13 protein-coding genes and 1 tRNA gene are annotated in these 16229 nt (G+C 64.6%); all 14 read right to left on the reverse strand.

All coding sequences use genetic code 11. The annotated features are described in order from the left end of the window. Nucleotides 1-140, reverse strand: a 140-nt coding sequence (locus NXI30_28770; protein ID MCR9098234.1) for a GTP-binding protein, incomplete at its 3' end; no start/stop codon positions are given. 106 nt (nt 141-246) lie between these two features. Further along, nucleotides 247-2364, reverse strand: coding sequence for an elongation factor G (gene fusA / locus NXI30_28775; GenBank protein MCR9098235.1), 2118 nt, complete (start codon nt 2362-2364; stop codon nt 247-249). A 102-nt stretch (nt 2365-2466) separates the two neighbouring features. After that, nucleotides 2467-2937 (reverse strand): 30S ribosomal protein S7, encoded by a 471-nt coding sequence (gene rpsG / locus NXI30_28780; GenBank protein MCR9098236.1) that lies wholly within the window; start codon nt 2935-2937, stop codon nt 2467-2469. A gap of 92 nt (nt 2938-3029) precedes the next feature. Continuing rightward, on the reverse strand, nt 3030-3401 hold the full coding sequence (gene rpsL, locus NXI30_28785; GenBank protein MCR9098237.1) for a 30S ribosomal protein S12: 372 nt from the start codon (nt 3399-3401) through the stop codon (nt 3030-3032). Nucleotides 3402-3881: 480 nt separating this feature from the next. Next, on the reverse strand, nt 3882-8096 hold the full coding sequence (gene rpoC, locus NXI30_28790; protein MCR9098238.1) for a DNA-directed RNA polymerase subunit beta': 4215 nt from the start codon (nt 8094-8096) through the stop codon (nt 3882-3884). Nucleotides 8097-8217: 121 nt separating this feature from the next. Continuing rightward, nucleotides 8218-12399 carry a DNA-directed RNA polymerase subunit beta gene (rpoB, locus tag NXI30_28795; protein ID MCR9098239.1) on the reverse strand — a complete coding sequence of 1394 codons (4182 nt, stop codon included), beginning with the start codon at nt 12397-12399 and terminating at the stop codon, nt 8218-8220. 319 nt (nt 12400-12718) lie between these two features. Further along, entirely contained in the window at nt 12719-13099 is a 381-nt protein-coding gene (gene rplL, locus NXI30_28800; GenBank protein ID MCR9098240.1) for a 50S ribosomal protein L7/L12, read from the reverse strand. Nucleotides 13100-13259: 160 nt separating this feature from the next. Then, nucleotides 13260-13790, reverse strand: a complete 531-nt coding sequence (gene rplJ / locus NXI30_28805; protein MCR9098241.1) for a 50S ribosomal protein L10 — start codon at nt 13788-13790, stop codon at nt 13260-13262. Between the two features lie 23 nt (nt 13791-13813). After that, nucleotides 13814-14518 carry a 50S ribosomal protein L1 gene (rplA, locus tag NXI30_28810; protein MCR9098242.1) on the reverse strand — a complete coding sequence of 235 codons (705 nt, stop codon included), beginning with the start codon at nt 14516-14518 and terminating at the stop codon, nt 13814-13816. Between the two features lie 4 nt (nt 14519-14522). Then, entirely contained in the window at nt 14523-14948 is a 426-nt protein-coding gene (gene rplK / locus NXI30_28815; GenBank protein ID MCR9098243.1) for a 50S ribosomal protein L11, read from the reverse strand. 123 nt (nt 14949-15071) lie between these two features. Next, a complete protein-coding gene (gene nusG, locus NXI30_28820) occupies nt 15072-15665 on the reverse strand; it encodes a transcription termination/antitermination protein NusG (GenBank protein MCR9098244.1) in 594 nt (197 codons plus the stop codon). Continuing rightward, nucleotides 15665-15871: a preprotein translocase subunit SecE gene (gene secE / locus NXI30_28825; GenBank protein ID MCR9098245.1), complete on the reverse strand. Its 207-nt coding sequence runs from the start codon at nt 15869-15871 to the stop codon at nt 15665-15667. The genes nusG and secE overlap by 1 nt, the downstream gene beginning before the upstream one ends. Nucleotides 15872-15956: 85 nt before the next feature. Continuing rightward, nucleotides 15957-16032: transfer RNA gene (locus NXI30_28830), tRNA-Trp, on the reverse strand. Nucleotides 16033-16087: 55 nt separating this feature from the next. Next, nucleotides 16088-16229, reverse strand: a 142-nt coding sequence (tuf, locus tag NXI30_28835) for an elongation factor Tu (GenBank protein ID MCR9098246.1), incomplete at its 5' end; no start/stop codon positions are given.

Raw genomic sequence — 16229 nt, forward strand, 5'->3', positions numbered from 1 at the left:
AAGTCCATCTTCTCGGCCAGACCCTTGTGCGCCTGGCGGGAAGTGATCGCAGCCGTCAGCGTCGTCTTCCCGTGGTCGACGTGACCGATCGTGCCCACGTTCACGTGGGGCTTCGTCCGCTCGAACTTTTCCTTGGACATGACTCTTCTTCTCTTCTCTTCGTGATCCTTGGGATCGTTTCCGTTTGGTTCTTGTTTCGGCTGAGCTTCTGAGCCCTCAGCCAAGCGCGCTCTGCGCGCGCACGGTTCAGCCGTAGGGATTGATGATCGACTGCAGGATGTTGTCGGGGACCTGCAGGTAGTGACCGAACTGCATCGTGTAGCTGGCGCGACCCTGCGTCATGGAGCGCACGCTGCTCACGTAGCCGAACATCTCGGAGAGCGGGACCTCGGCTTGCACGACCTGGTTCGAGGCGCGCATCTCGATGCCCGTGATCTGGCCGCGACGTCCGTTCAGATCACCCTGCACCGCACCACGGAACTCCTCCGGCGTCACGACCTCGACGTTCATGATCGGCTCGAGGAGGACCGGCGAGGCCTTGCCGAGGGCGTCGTTGGCGGCCATCGAAGCGGCGATCCCGAAGGCCCGCTCGGAGGAATCGGTCTCGTGGAGCTGTGCGTCCAGCAGTCGGAGCTTCACGTCGACGACCGGGTAGCCACCGAGGTGCCCGGAGTCGACGGACTCGGCACAGCCCTGCTCGATCGCCTCGATGAACTCGAAGGGGATGGCGCTTCCGTCGAGAGCGTTCTCGAAGACGAAGCCCGATCCGGTCTCGCCGGGCACGGCCTCGATCTTCACGATCGCGAATTCACCCGCGGCCGCGGCGCCCTGCTTCACGTACTCGCCGACGCCTTCGGCCGTCGCGGAGATCGTCTCCTTGTACGCGACCTGCGGCCGGCCGACGTTCGCGTCGACGCCGAACTCGCGGAGCAGGCGATCGACGATGATCTCGAGGTGGAGCTCGCCCATCCCGGAGATGATCTTCTGGCCCGTCTCTTCGTCCGTCGACGTCTTGAACGACGGGTCCTCGACGGCGAGGCGCTCGAGAGACTGGTCGAGCTTGTCCATGTCTGCCGTGGTCTTGGGCTCGATCGCGATCGAGATGACCGGATCGGGGAACTCGAGCGACTCGAGGATCAGAGGCGCCTTCGGCGAGCAGAGCGTATGGCCGGTCACGACGTTCTTGAGGCCGACGGCGGCGACGATGTCCCCGGCGTGAACCTCGTCCACTTCCTGCCGCTTGTTCGCGTGCATCTGAAGGAACTTGTTGACGCGCTCCTTCCTGCCCGAGGTCGCGTCGAGGAGTCCCTCGCCGGATTTCGCCGTTCCCGAGTAGACGCGGAGGTAGGCGAGGCTTCCCGAGTGCTTGTCCGACTGGATCTTGAAGACGAGAGCCGAGAAGGGCTCGTCGTCACTGGGCTCACGCGTGACGACCTTCGGCTCCTCGCCGGCGCGCGCGTTCTTGGGCCCCTTCTTCTTCGTCGCGACTTCTTCGCCTTCGACCGCGGGCACGTCGGCCGGCGAAGGAAGAAAGTCGACGACCGCGTCGAGCAGCGGCTGGACGCCCTTGTTCTTGAAGGCGCTTCCACAGAAGACCGGGACGACCTCGAGCGCGAGCGTGCTTCGGCGGATCGCTGCACGGAGCTCCTCCACCGGAACCGTCTCCCCTTCCAGGTACTTCGCCATCACCTCGTCGTCGAAGTCCGCGATCCGCTCGACGAGCTGATCGAGGGCGAGCTCCGCATCCTCGGCCAGCTCGGCCGGAATGGCCTCGGTTCGAAACTCGGCGCCGAGGCTCTCGTCGTCCCAGAGGAGCGCCTTCTCCGACAGCAGATCCACGACGCCGACGAACGCGTCCTCCGAGCCGATCGGCAGCTGCAGAGGCAGCGGCCGGGCTCCGAGACGGTCCTCGATCATCGAGACCACGTTGTCGAAATCTGCACCCATTCGATCCATTTTGTTCACGAAAGCCACGCGGGGGACTCTGTAGTTGTCCGCCTGTCGCCAGACCGTTTCGCTCTGCGGCTCCACCCCACCGACTGCACAGAAGACGGCAACTGCGCCGTCCAGCACCCGGAGCGAACGCTCGACCTCGACCGTGAAGTCGACGTGTCCCGGGGTGTCGATGATGTTGATCCGATGGTCCCGCCAGCTGCAGGTCGTGGCCGCGGACGTGATCGTGATCCCGCGTTCCTGCTCCTGCTGCATCCAGTCCATCGTGGCCGCGCCGTCGTGAACTTCTCCAATCTTGTAGTTGACGCCCGTGTAGAAGAGGATCCGCTCGGTCGTCGTCGTCTTGCCGGCATCGATGTGCGCCATGATGCCGATGTTTCTGGTCTCCGAGAGCTGCGCACTTCGAGGCATGACTATTCCTCTGTCGTCCTCAGGCGCCGTTCTCGGGTTCGTGTCAGCTAAGAGCGAGAGCCCTCAGCGAAGCGATTCGGCGCGCCGCGCGCCGAATTGCGATTACCACCGATAGTGAGCGAAGGCCTTGTTGGCTTCCGCCATTCGGTGGGTGTCTTCGCGCTTCTTGACGCTCTCGCCCCGCTCGTTCGCCGCATCGATGATTTCGTTGGCGAGCTTCTCCTTCATGCTCTTCCCCGGGCGAGAGCGGGAGTACTCGACGAGCCAGCGCATAGCGAGCGACGTCGCACGATTCGGCGAGATCTCGATCGGCACCTGGTAGTTCGCACCACCGACACGCCGGCTCTTCACCTCGAGTCGGGGCCGGATGTTGTCGAGCGCTCGCCGGAACATCGCCAGCGGGTCGCTGCGCATCTTGTTCTCGATCTCGTCGAAGGCGCCGTACACGATGTTCTCGGCGGTGCTCTTCTTTCCGTCGCGCATGATCACGTTGATGAAGCGGCCGAGCATCTGGTCTCCGTGCTTGGAGTCCGGTGCCGTCTCGCGCTTCGGTACCTCGCGTCGTCGGGGCATGAACGCGTCCTTCCTGTTCCTGATCTCGGATCGTGACGATCCGAATGCACGAAACCGACGCGCCTAACACGCATCGGTTTCGTGGAATTGAATCACTTGGGCTTCTTGGCGCCGTACTTCGAGCGGCTCTGGTTCCGGCCTTCGACGCCCGTCGCGTCGAGGGAACCGCGCACGATGTGGTAACGGACACCGGGGAGATCCTTCACACGACCACCGCGAACGAGCACCACCGAGTGCTCCTGGAGCGTGTGTCCCTCACCGCCGATGTAGGCGTTGACCTCGTTGCCGTTCGTCAGGCGCACACGAGCGACCTTCCGAAGCGCCGAGTTCGGCTTCTTCGGCGTCGCGGTGAACACGCGCAGACAAACGCCACGACGCTGCGGGCAGCTCGTGAGGTCCGGGGACTTCGATCGGGACGGCTTCGGCTTACGTCCCTTTCGGATCAGCTGTTGAATCGTGGGCATGGGGAGGTGCTTCGCTCCTGCTGCTTGTTTCTTCTTTGTTAGGCCCGCATCGCGAGTGATGCAGGTCAGCGACACGGGCTCGTGAACGCTGCCGATGGACACTCGAGAGAGCTCTCTTCGAAACCCCCGCCAAGTTCGCATGGCGGATCTCAGAGACAGCACGACCCCGTGGTTCCGTTTCACGAATCCGAAGAGACCGGAGCCAAGCTCGGGCCACCTCTCCGAAAAAAGGAAACGAACCGCGGGGTTGAAGGACTGCCGGGGTTCCGAAGCGGCGGGAATCTATGCCGCCTGCGGGGCGGTGTCAACGGCCCCGGGGAAGCTGGACCGGACGGCTGCGGGGACCGGCACGCGTCCCGGAACCACCCCGCCCGGGCCGACGAAGGCGCGACGAACGAGCCCCCGTCCGGCCGGGCCGAACGGGGGCGATTCTTCGTACGGAGCCAGGGAATTCCCCCAAGGGAACCCCTCGTTCGTGGCTCAGCTCTCGAACGATCCGCCTTCGGCGGGCTCGGCCGGGCTTGCGAAGAGTCCGGCGACGGGCGCCTCCCCTTCCGGCGTGATGGTCTCGCCACCGAAGGAGGACGTGCCGAACTCGCCGCCGAGCTCGCCCGCCTCGGCGGTGTCGAACTCGAAGCCCTCCGGCACCTCGACCTGGATCCCCATGTCGGCGTACTTCGAGAGCCCGGTTCCGGCCGGGATCAGCCGCCCCATGATCACGTTCTCCTTGAGCCCGCGCAGGAAGTCGTTCTTGCCCCAGATCGCGGCTTCCGTGAGGACCTTCGTGGTCTCCTGGAAGGACGCGGCGGAGATGAACGACTCCGTCGAGAGCGAGGCCTTCGTGATGCCCAGGAGCTGCGTCTCCGCCGTCGGCACCTGCTTGCCCTCTTCCTCGAACTCTGCGCACAGCTGTCGGTAGGTCGCCTTCTCCACCTGCTCGCCGATCAGCCAGTCCGAGTCGCCCGGATCGACGATCCGGACCTTGCGGACCATCTGGCGAACGATCGTCTCGATGTGCTTGTCGTTGATCTTCACGCCCTGCAGGCGGTAGACCTCCTGCACCTCGTCGACCAGGTACTTCGCGAGCTCCTTCTCGCCCTTGATCTTGAGGATGTCGTGCGGGTTGGACGAGCCGTCCATGAGCGCGTCACCGGCGCGGACCCGATCCCCCTCGTGCACCGACACGTGCTTGCCCTTCGGAATCAGGTATTCCTCGGGCTCACCCTCTTCCGGAGTCACGATCACACGACGCTTGCCGCGCGAATCCGGGCCGAAGGACACGATGCCTTCGATCTCGGAGACGACGGCGCACTCCTTCGGCTTCCGGGCTTCGAAGAGCTCGGCCACTCGCGGCAGACCGCCGGTGATGTCCTTCGTCTTCGAGGCCTCTCGCGGGATCTTCGCGACGACCTGGCCGGCGGTGACTTCCTCGCCCTCGTTGACCGAGAGATAGGCGCCGACCGGGAGCAGCGACTTCGACTCCGCGTCGCCGTCGATCTCGTTGATCGAGATCTGCGGCCGCAGGGAAGAGTCCTTCGACTCGATGATCACCTTCGAAGACACACCCGTGAAGTCGTCCACCTGCTCCTGCATGGTGGCGCCTTCGATGATGTCGTTGAAGCCGACCGTACCTCGCATCTCGGAGAGGATCGGGCTGGCGAAGGGATCCCAGTCGAGAAGCACGTCGCCGGGCTTCACCTGCTGGCCTTCCTTCACGCGCAGCGTGGCACCGTAGACGACCGGGTGACGCTCCTTCTCGCGGCCGCTCGCGTCGACGATGCCGACCTCGCCGTTTCGCGTCATCACCGTCTCGCGACCCTCGTTGTCGATCACGGTCCGGATGCTGTGGAGCTTGATCGAGCCTTCGCTCGCCGCCTCGGCGTGGGACTGCTCGGCCCGTCGCGTCGCCGCACCACCGATGTGGAATGTCCGCATCGTGAGCTGCGTCCCGGGCTCACCGATCGACTGTGCAGCGATCACGCCGACCGCCTCGCCGAGGTTCACCATGGTGCCGCGGGAAAGATCGCGGCCGTAGCACTTCACGCAGACGCCGTAGAGGCTCGCGCACGTGAGCACCGATCGGATCTTCACGCTCTCGATGCCCGCGTTCTCGATGGTGCGGACACGGTCCTCGTCGATCTCCTCGCCGGAGGTGACCAGAACCTCGCCGCTGACCGGGTCGAGCACGTCGCCCTGGGCCGTTCGACCGAGGAGGCGCTCGCCGAGGGGCTCGACGATCTCGCCGGCCTCGATCAACGCCGTCGTCTGCAGACCGTCATCGGTTCCGCAGTCCTCTTCCCGAACGATCACGTCCTGGGACACGTCGACCAGGCGGCGAGTCAGGTAACCCGAGTTCGCCGTCTTGAGCGCCGTGTCCGCGAGGCCCTTTCGGGCACCGTGGGTCGAGATGAAGTACTGGAGGACCGAGAGGCCTTCACGGAAGTTCGAAGTGATCGGAGTCTCGATGATCGCGCCCGAGGGCTTGGCCATGAGACCACGCATGCCGGCCAGCTGACGCATCTGCTGCGCCGAACCACGCGCGCCCGAGTCCGCCATCATGTAGATGTTGTTGAAGCTCGGGACCTGGCTCTCGTTGCCTTCCGCGTCGACGTAGGTGTCGGTCGCGATGCCGTCGAGGAGCTGCTGGGTGATCTGCTCCGTAGCCTGCGCCCAGATGTCGACCACCTTGTTGTAGCGCTCGCCGTCCGTGATCAGACCTTCCTGGTACTGATCCTGGATCTGGGTGACCTCCTCGGTCGCCTCGGCGAGGAAGCGCTCCTTGTCCGGCGGAATGCGCATGTCGTCGATGCAGATCGACATGCCCGCACGGGTCGCATTCTTGTACCCGAGAGTCCGGAGCGCGTCCGCGAGGAGGACCGTCGCCTTGTTGCCCATTCGGCGGTAGCACTGGTCGATCAGCTCACCGAGCGCCTTCTTGTCCATCACCTGATTGACGAACTCGAAGGGCACCTCGTTCGGAACGACCTCGCGCATGAGGATCCGGCCCGTGGTCGTCTCGACCATCTCACCGTCCATCATCACGCCGATCGACGCGTGGATGTCGAGCACCCCGGCGTCGTAGGCGACGATGACCTCTTCCTCGGTCGCGAACTTCATGTCCTCGCCCATCACGCCCGGACGCTCGCGCGTCATGTAGTAGGCGCCGAGGACGATGTCCTGGGACGGGCCGATGATCGGGCGGCCGGTCGCGGGGCTGAGGATGTTGTTGGTCGACATCATCAGCACGCGCGCTTCGATCTGCGCCTCGACCGAGAGCGGCACGTGGACCGCCATCTGGTCACCGTCGAAGTCCGCGTTGAACGCGGCGCAAACGAGCGGGTGGAGCTGGATCGCCTTGCCCTCGATCAGCATCGGCTCGAAGGCCTGCATGCCGAGGCGGTGGAGCGTGGGAGCGCGGTTCAGGAGGATCGGATGCTCCTTGATCACCTCCGCCAGGATGTCCCACACCTCGGGGCGCTCGTGCTCGACCATCTTGCGCGCGGCCTTGATGGTCGTGACGAAGCCCTGCTGCTCGAGCTTCGAGTAGATGAAGGGCTTGAAGAGCTCGAGGGCCATCCGGTTCGGAAGTCCGCACTGGTGGAGCCGGAGCTCCGGACCGACGACGATCACCGAACGTCCCGAGTAGTCGACGCGCTTCCCGAGCAGGTTCTGCCGGAAGCGACCCGACTTGCCCTTCAGCATGTCGGAGAGGCTCTTCAGCGGACGCTTCGACGGACCCGTGATCACGCGTCCGCGTCGTCCGTTGTCGAACAACGCGTCCACCGCTTCCTGAAGCATGCGCTTCTCGTTGCGGATGATGACCTCGGGCGCGTTCAGCTCCTGAAGGCGCTTGAGCCGGTTGTTCCGATTGATGACCCTGCGGTAGAGGTCGTTCAGGTCCGAGGTCGCGAAGCGACCCCCGTCCAGGGGAACCAGCGGTCGCAGGTCCGGCGGGATCACCGGCACGACCTCGAGAATCATGAACTCGGGGCTGTTCACCTCGGATTCGCGGAAGGCGTCGAGCACCTTGAGGCGCTTGGCGATCTTCTTGCGCTTCGCCTCGGACGTGGCCTCGCGCATCTCCTCGCGGAGTCGCGTGCACTCACCCTCGACGTCGAGCTCCTCGAGGAGACGGCGGACGCTCTCTGCGCCGATGCCGACCTCGAAGGCGTCGCGACCATACTGCTCGCGCAGCTCGATCAGGCGCTCGTCGGTGACGAGCTCACCCTTCTCGAGCTCCGTGTCCTTCGGGTCGAGAACGACGTGGGCCTCGAAGTAGAGGACCTTCTCGAGGTCACGCAGGGTGATCTCGAGGATGTTGCCGATCCGCGACGGCAGCGACTTGAGGAACCAGATGTGGGCCACCGGCGAAGCCAGCGTGATGTGCCCCATGCGCTCGCGGCGCACCTTCGACTGAATGACCTCGACGCCGCACTTCTCGCAGACGACGCCCCGGTGCTTCATGCGCTTGTACTTGCCGCAGTTGCACTCGTAGTCCTTGACCGGACCGAAGATCTTGGCGCAGAAAAGTCCATCCCTCTCGGGTTTGAAGGTCCGATAGTTGATGGTCTCGGGCTTCTTCACTTCGCCGAATGACCACTCGCGGACCTTGTCCGGCGAGGCCAGCGAGATTCGGAGCGAATCGAAGGCCAGCGGGTCCTTGGGCTTCTCGAAGAGATTGTAGAGATCGCGCATGAGCACCCCCTTAACGGGTTCGGCGAGATGGGTCGCCTTGGTCTGACTCGTGCGCGGCCGGAGGCCGCGCACGCGGGTAGAGAGAAGATCGCGCTGCCCGTGGACAGCGCGACGCTGCGGGCTAGGTCTCTTCCCTCATTTCGATGTCCAGTCCAAGCGCTTGGAGCTCCTTCACCAACACGTTGAAGCTCTCCGGAAGACCGGGCTCCAGCGTGTTCTCGCCCTTCACGATCGATTCGTAGATCCGGGTTCGACCCTGGACGTCGTCCGACTTGACCGTGAGGAACTCCTGGAGACCGAAGGCGGCGCCGTACGCTTCGAGCGCCCAGACCTCCATCTCGCCCAGGCGCTGGCCACCGAACTGCGCCTTACCACCCAGCGGCTGCTGGGTGACCAGGCTGTACGGGCCGATCGATCGGGCATGCATCTTGTCATCCGCCAGATGGTGGAGCTTCAGCATGTAGATCGTGCCGACGGTGACGTCGCGGTCGAAGGCTTCTCCCGTTCGACCATCGAAGAGCACCATCTGCCCCGAGGTCGGCAGCTCCGCCCGGTTGAGCTCTTCCTTGACCGCCTGCTCGGAAGCACCGTCGAAGACCGCCGTACCCATGTGGATGCCGCGCTGGATGTTCTCCGCCATCGACGTGACCGCCTCCTCCGAGGCGTTGGCGATCTGCTGGCCGATCTCGTCGTCGTCGTAGATCTCCTGGAGCTTCGTCCGGATCTCCTCCGTCGTCGCCGCCTTCTCCATCATCCGTTCGATCTGCTTGCCGAGCCCGTGGGCGGCCCAGCCGAGGTGCGTCTCGAGGATCTGTCCGATGTTCATGCGCGAGGGCACGCCCAGCGGATTCAGGACGATGTCGACGGGGGTGCCGTCGGGCATGTAGGGCATGTCCTCCTCGGGAAGAATCCGAGAAATGACGCCCTTGTTGCCGTGGCGGCCCGCCATCTTGTCGCCGACGGAGAGCTTGCGCTTGATGGCCACGTAGACCTTGACCATCTTGAACACGCCCGGCGGGAGTTCGTCGCCCTTCTTGAGGCGAGCGATCTTCTCGTCGAAGACGGCCTTGATGACCATGGCCTGCTCTTCCACGTGGTGGAAGACGCGGTCCACGTTCTCCTGGGTCTTGGCATCCGTGACCTGGATCTCGCGCCAGCGGCGATCCGGGATCTCGCGGATGATGTCCTCGGTGATCGAGTCACCGGAGGCCAGCCACTGGATGTCCTTGCGCTCGTCCGCCACCCGGTTCGCCGCCTGCTTGCCGACGATCAGCTCGCGGACGCGATTGAAGGCGCTCTTCCGGATGATCCGGATCTCGTCTTCCTGGTCCTTCCGGAGCCGTTCGATCTCGGCTTCCTCGAGGGCCTTCGCGCGCTCGTCCTTCTCGACGCCTCGGCGGGAGAAGACCTGGGCACCGATGATCGTACCGGTCACGCCCGGCGGAACCCGCAGCGAGGTGTCGCGCACGTCGCCGGCCTTCTCGCCGAAGATCGCGCGAAGCAGCCGCTCTTCCGGAGAGAGCTGCGTCTCGCCCTTCGGCGTGATCTTGCCGACGAGGATGTCGTCCTGGTGGACCTCGGCGCCGATGCGGACGATGCCCGCCTCGTCGAGGTCGCGGAGCGCGTCCTCACCGACGTTCGGGATGTCGCGGGTGATGTCTTCCTTGCCGAGCTTGGTGTCCCGGGCGACGCACTCGAACTCCTCGATGTGGATCGAGGTGAAGTAGTCGTCCTTGACCACGCGCTCGGAGATGAGGATCGAGTCCTCGAAGTTGTACCCACCCCAGGGCATGAACGCGACGGTGACGTTCTGGCCGAGGGCCATCTCGCCGCGGTCCGTCGCCGGTCCGTCCGCGATCACCTGCCCCGCCGAGACGCGGTCACCCGCCTTCACGATCGGCCGCTGGTTGATGCACGTGTTCTGGTTGGAACGCTGGTACTTGATCAGGTTAATGATGTCGACGTTGCTGCCGGTGCCGTCGTCTTCGTCGGGCTTCAGCACGATCCGTCCCGCGTCGACCGACTCGACCATCCCGTCCCGCTTGGCGACGACGGTCACGCCGGAGTCGCGAGCGACCACGGCCTCCATGCCCGTACCGACCAACGGCGCACGGGTCCGCAGGAGCGGCACCGCCTGGCGCATCATGTTCGATCCCATGAGCGCGCGGTTCGCGTCGTCGTTCTCGAGGAACGGGATCAGCGAGGCAGCGACCGAGACCAGCTGGTTCGGCGACACGTCCATCATGTCGACCTCTTCCGGCGGAATCATCTCGAACTCGCCCTGCTTCCGGGCGGAGATCCGATCGTTCACGAACTTGCCGTCGTCGTCGAGCACCGCGTTCGCCTGGGCGATCGCCTTTCGCTCCTCTTCGAGGGCCGACATGAACTTGACGTCCCGGGTCACCTTCGAGTCGTCGACTTCGCGGTAGGGCGTCTCGATGAAGCCCATGTCGTTCACGCGAGCGAAGGTCGAGAGCGACGCGATCAGTCCGATGTTCGGACCTTCCGGCGTCTCGATCGGGCAGATCCGGCCGTAGTGCGTCGGGTGGACGTCGCGAACCTCGAAGCCCGCGCGCTCCCGCGTCAGACCGCCAGGCCCGAGCGCCGAGAGACGACGCTTGTGCGTGACGGACGAGAGCGGGTTCGTCTGATCCATGAACTGCGAGAGCTGGCTCGAACCGAAGAACTCCTTGATGACCGCAGAGACCGGCTTGGAGTTGATCAGGTCGTGCGGCATCAGCGTCTCGATCTCCTGGAGGCTCATGCGCTCCTTGATCGCCCGCTCCATGCGCACCAGACCGATCCGGTACTGGTTCTCGAGAAGCTCACCGACGACGCGGACCCGGCGGTTACCGAGGTGATCGATGTCGTCGACCTTCTTCGTGAGATCCGTGCCGTTCTTCAAGTCGACGAGGTACTTGACCGCAGACAGGATGTCCTGTTGGCGGAGCGTCGGAAGATCGCCGAGAGGGATCTCCTCGGTCGCGTTGCCGACACCGGTCGGATACCACTCGATGCGCTCTTCGCCATCGAACTCGAGCTTGTGGTTCAGCTTGAGCCGGCCGACCTTCGAGAGGTCGTAGCGCTCGCCGTTGAAGAAGAGGTTGTTGAAGAGGTTCGTCGCCGTATCGAGGGTCGGCGGATCGCCCGGGCGCAAGCGGCGGTAGATCTCGATGATCGCCTCGTCCTGGGAGAGCGTCTTGTCCGCGAGCAGCGTGTCGCGGATCGCCGTACCGGTCGTGATCGGATCGAGGAAGAGGAGCGGGAATTCGTTGATCCCGCGCGCCTTCAGGTCATCGAGGTGGGCCTCGGTGATCTCCTCGTTGCACTCGACGATGACCTCACCCGTCTCTTCGTCGACGATGTCGACGGGGGCGACTCGCTTCACCGCATCGAGGCGGATCAGATCGTCCTGGCCGATCTGGATCCACTCCATGTTCGCGGCGCGGAGCTTTCGCACGGCGGCCTTCGTGAACTTCTTGTCCTTGCGGACGATCATCGTGCCGTCGTCGGCCTTGACCTCGCGGGTCGCGCGCTGGCCGATCAGGTTCTCCGGCTCGGTCTTCTTGAAGAACTTGCGGCCGTCCACCTTGATCATCTCGATCGGGTAGAAGTACTGCAGCAGCTCCTCGGGCTGGTAACCGAGGGCCTTCAGCAGCACGGTCACGTGGATCTTCCGTCGCCGGTCGATCCGGGCGTGGACGATGTCCTTGTGGTCGTACTCGATGTCGAGCCAGGAGCCGCGGTACGGGATCACGCGGCACGAGTAGATCTTCTTGCCGGCGGCGCTGGCCGTCGTCGAGATCGACGTGTCGTAGAAGATGCCCGGGGAGCGGTGGAGCTGGGAGACGATGACCCGCTCGGTGCCGTTGATGATGAACGTGCCGTTGTCGGTCATGATCGGGATTTCCCCGAAGTAGACCTCCTGCTCCTTGACGTCGCGAATCGTCTGCGAGCCCTCCGCATCGTCCCAGGCGACGAGGCGAATCGTCACCTTGAACGGCGCCGCATAGGTCATGCCTCGCTGGAGGCACTCCTGCACGTCGTACTTGGGCTGTTCGAGGGCGTAGCCCACGAACTCGAGACTGGCCGTGTCGTTGAAGTCCCGAATCGGGAAGACCGAGTTGAACACGGCCTGCAGGCCGACGTTCTCTCGCTTCTCCATCTCGACACCGGTCTGGAGGAAGCGCTCGAACGAGTCCTTCTGGATCTCGAGCAGATTCGGGATGTCGATGATCCGCGGAATGCTCGAGAAGGACTTGCGGACACGCGGGGCGAAATCGGAGAAATTGGTTTCAGGCACGAGGCTCTTCACCCTCCCGTCTTGTCGTGGGCGGACGACCGGCTCCGACGGGCATCCCGCTCGGAAGTCGACGATCGTTGCTTCACGACACGCGCACGCGCGATCGAGCCGCAGCCGGCCCGATCGCGTCGCTACACCTTCACTGTCTTGTCTCGACGGCACCCAGATCTGGTCTGCGCGCCCCCGTTCGGGTGACTCTCACGAGCCGCCCTGCCCCCGACTCCTCGGCGCGATGCCGAAGCACGAGGGATCGAACCGATCGCTCGTGCCGCGCCTGCCCGAGGGCCATCGACGCGACACGAGCGTTGGATCAACCGGTCTACTTGACGTCGACCTGGCCGCCGGCCTCTTCGATCTTCTTCTGGATCTCGTCGGCCTCGTCCTTCGGGACGCCTTCCTTGATCGGCTTCGGCACGCCCTCGACGAGCTCCTTGGCTTCCTTGAGCCCGAGGCCCGTGATGCCACGGATTTCCTTGATCACCTGGATCTTCTTGTCGCCGAACGAGGTGAGGATGACGTCGAAGTCGTCCTTGGCCTCGGCCGCCTCGCCGCCGGCCGCCGCGGGACCCGCCGCTGCCGCAACCGCGACCGGCGCCGCCGCCGACACGCCCCACTTCTCTTCGAGAAGCTTCGCGAGCTCGGCCGCTTCCATGACCGTCAGGCCGGACAGGGTGTCCACGATTTCGTTGAGATCCGCCATTGTCTTTCTTCCTTCTTGTGGGCGGTGCAAGCGAGTGCTTCACACCCTCCCGCCCGGTGGGAGCCACCGGCGAACCGGTGGCCTTCTTCGTTCTGCGTCCGGTCTCACCCGGACTGGATTCTGGTCCGGCGCCGCCCGACCTGGGTGCGCCGGGATTCTTCTACTCGCCGCCTTCTTCCGCGCCCTTGGCCGACACGACCCGAGCGAGCTGTCCGCCCGGCTCGTTGAGGAGTCGTGCGAGCTTCCCGGCCGGAGCCTGGAGCAGGCCCACGATCTTGCCGCGCAGCTCGTCGAGGGACGGGAGCGTCGAGAGATGCTTGATTCCCGCGTCGTCGAGCACCTCGCCGTCGACGACGGCGCTGCGAATCTCGAAGTCCTCGTTGTCCTTCGCGTAGTCCACGAGGGTCTTCGCGAGCGCCACGGGGTCACCGAACGAGATCGCGATGGACGTCGTCCCGGAGAAGTGCTCCTGGAGACTCTCCGCCGGGCCACCGTTCGACGCGAGCCGGAGGACCGAGTTCTTCGCCACGCGAAACTCGCTGTCGCTCGCCTCCGCCTTCCGGAGATCCCCACGAAGGGTCTCCATCTGCGCGACGCCGAGCCCCTTGTAGTCCGCGACGAACACGCTCGTGGCCCGTTCGAACTTGTCCTTGAGCTCTGCGACCTGCTCTTCTTTCTGCTGTCTGGTCAACATGATTCTGCCTCGACCTCTGCCTAGGCCGTCTTCAGCGGCGACGCGGGATCGACCTTGAAGCCGGGACCCATCGTCGACGAGACGGAGATCTTCTTGAGGTAGGTCCCCTTGGTCGAAGCGGGCTTTGCCTTGAGGACCACGTCGATCAGCGCCGACGCGTTCTCCCACAGCTGCTCCGCCTCGAAGGAGACCTTGCCGATTCCGCAGTGGACGATGCCGGCCTTGTCGACCCGGTACTCCACCTTGCCCGCCTTCTGATCGCGAACCGCGTCGCCGACGTTCGGGGTCACCGTTCCGAGCTTCGGGTTCGGCATCAGGCCTCGGGGACCGAGTACGCGGCCGAGACGACCCACGACGCCCATCATGTCGGGGGTCGCGATCACGCGGTCGAACTCGAACCAGCCTTCGTCCTGGATCTTCTTGGCCAGATCGTCGCCGCCGACGTGGTCGGCGCCGGCTTCCCGGGCCTCCGCTTCCTTGTCACCCTTCGCGAACACGAGGACGCGGGTCGATCGACCGACGCCGTTCGGGAGCACGATCGCGCCGCGCACCATCTGATCCGCGTGCTTCGGGTCGACACCGAGGTTGATGGCGATGTCGACGGTCTCGTCGAACTTCGCCTTCGGCGCGGACTTCACGTGCTCGAGCGCATCCTTGAGTGCGTAGAGCTTGTCGCGTTCACGCGCGGCTTCCGCCTCGCGATAGCGCTTGCTTGCCTTCGGCATCGCGTCAGCCCTCCACTTCCAGGCCCATCGACCGCGCCGTGCCGGCGATGATCTTGATGGCCTGTTCGGGATCGAACGCGTTGAGATCGTCCTTCTTCATCTCGACGATCTCGAGGAGCTGCGCCTTCGTGACCTTGCCGACCTTGTTCCGGTTCGGCTCGCCCGAGCCGCTCTTGATCTTCGCCGCCTTCTTCAGCAGCACCGCTGCCGGGGGCGACTTCAGGACGAAGGTGAAGCTCCGGTCCTGATAGATCGTGATCTCCGCCGGGATGATCAGTCCGTTCTTGTCCTGCGTCTTGGCGTTGAACGCCTTGCAGAACTCCATGATGTTGACGCCGTGCTGGCCGAGTGCCGGACCGACGGGCGGCGCGGGATTCGCCTGCCCAGCGGGACACTGCAGCTTCACGACTGCCATGACCTTCTTACCCACTTTTCCTCGTTCTCCTCACCACTTGGCGGTCCACGAAGGGGCCGGGCCCCGTTCTCCCGCTCACCGTTGGCGTACGCCAGCCAGGCACCTGCCCGCTGGAGATTCGATCGACCCGACGGGCTCCTACGCCTTTTCCACGTTGGAGTAGTCGAGCACGACGGGGGTGGCGCGTCCGAAGACCTGCACCATCACCCGCAGCTTTTCCTTGTCTTCCATCACTTCGTCGACGTAGCCCGAGAAGTTCGCGAACGGACCTGTGATCACCCGGACGCTCTCGCCTTCGTCGAAGTGGATCAACGGCTTCGGCTTGACCGCGCCTTCCTTGATCCGCTGCGTCATCCGCTGGACTTCGTCCTCCGAGATCGGCGGCGGGTCGGTCGCGTTGCCGACGAAGCCGGTGATCTTCGGCGTGCCCTTGACGACGTGCCACGTCTCGTCGTTCAGCTCCATGTGGACGATGATGTAGCCGGGGAAGAACTTGCGCTTCGACGTGCGCTTCTGCCCACCGACCATCTCGACCACGCTCTCCTCGGGGACGAGGATCTCCTCGAACGCGTCCTCGAAGCCGAGGCTCTTCGCTCGCTCGAGCAGGGCCTTCTTGGCCCGCGTCTCCTGGCCGGAGTACGTGTGCACGATGTACCAGCGCTTGGGCGGGCCACCCGTCGAAGCGGCCGCCGCGGTCGCTCCCGCCTGCTCGGTCTCGTTCGGTGTATCCATCAGCCCAGCACCATCTGCATCACTCGACTCAAACCGAAGTCGACGACGCCTAGAAAGGAAGCGATCAGCGCAACAACGATCACCACCGCGACCGTCCCGTTCACCCATTCGGGCTGCGGGGGCCAGGTGATCTTGTTGAACTCGCCCTGCACTTCCGTGATGTAGTCCCGGGAGCGCGCGATGAATCCCTGCGAATCGTCCGCCATGCCTCGCTGTCGCTCCCGTTCGTTCACTCGCTTCCGCGATTCCACCCGACGAATCGGGTGGCCTGTTCCGCATCGTTCTCTCGAGTGGCAGGCCCGGAGGGACTTGAACCCCCAACCCCCGGATTTGGAGTCCGGTGCACTACCAATTGTGCTACGGACCTACGAACTCGAGAGAGGCCCCCGGGCGGAAGCCCTGGGGCCTCTTTCTCTATCTGGCTACTCGATGACCTCGGAGACGACTCCGGATCCGACGGTTCGTCCACCTTCGCGGATCGCGAACCGGAGCTCCTTGTCCATCGCGATCGGCGTGATCAGCTCCACCGTCATCTCGACGTTGTCGCCCGGCATCACCATCTCC

The sequence above is a fragment of the bacterium genome (genome assembly GCA_024742285.1).
Lineage (GTDB): Bacteria > Myxococcota_A > UBA9160 > UBA9160 > UBA4427 > UBA4427.

Coding starts and splice junctions, on each gene's coding strand:
- fusA (MCR9098235.1), bottom strand. CDS start 2,364: ATGCCTCGAAGTGCGCAGCTCTCGGAGACCAGAAACATCGGCATCATG.
- rpsG (MCR9098236.1), bottom strand. CDS start 2,937: ATGCCCCGACGACGCGAGGTACCGAAGCGCGAGACGGCACCGGACTCC.
- rpsL (MCR9098237.1), bottom strand. CDS start 3,401: ATGCCCACGATTCAACAGCTGATCCGAAAGGGACGTAAGCCGAAGCCG.
- rpoC (MCR9098238.1), bottom strand. CDS start 8,096: ATGCGCGATCTCTACAATCTCTTCGAGAAGCCCAAGGACCCGCTGGCC.
- rplL (MCR9098240.1), bottom strand. CDS start 13,099: ATGGCGGATCTCAACGAAATCGTGGACACCCTGTCCGGCCTGACGGTC.
- rplA (MCR9098242.1), bottom strand. CDS start 14,518: ATGCCGAAGGCAAGCAAGCGCTATCGCGAGGCGGAAGCCGCGCGTGAA.
- nusG (MCR9098244.1), bottom strand. CDS start 15,665: ATGGATACACCGAACGAGACCGAGCAGGCGGGAGCGACCGCGGCGGCC.
- secE (MCR9098245.1), bottom strand. CDS start 15,871: ATGGCGGACGATTCGCAGGGATTCATCGCGCGCTCCCGGGACTACATC.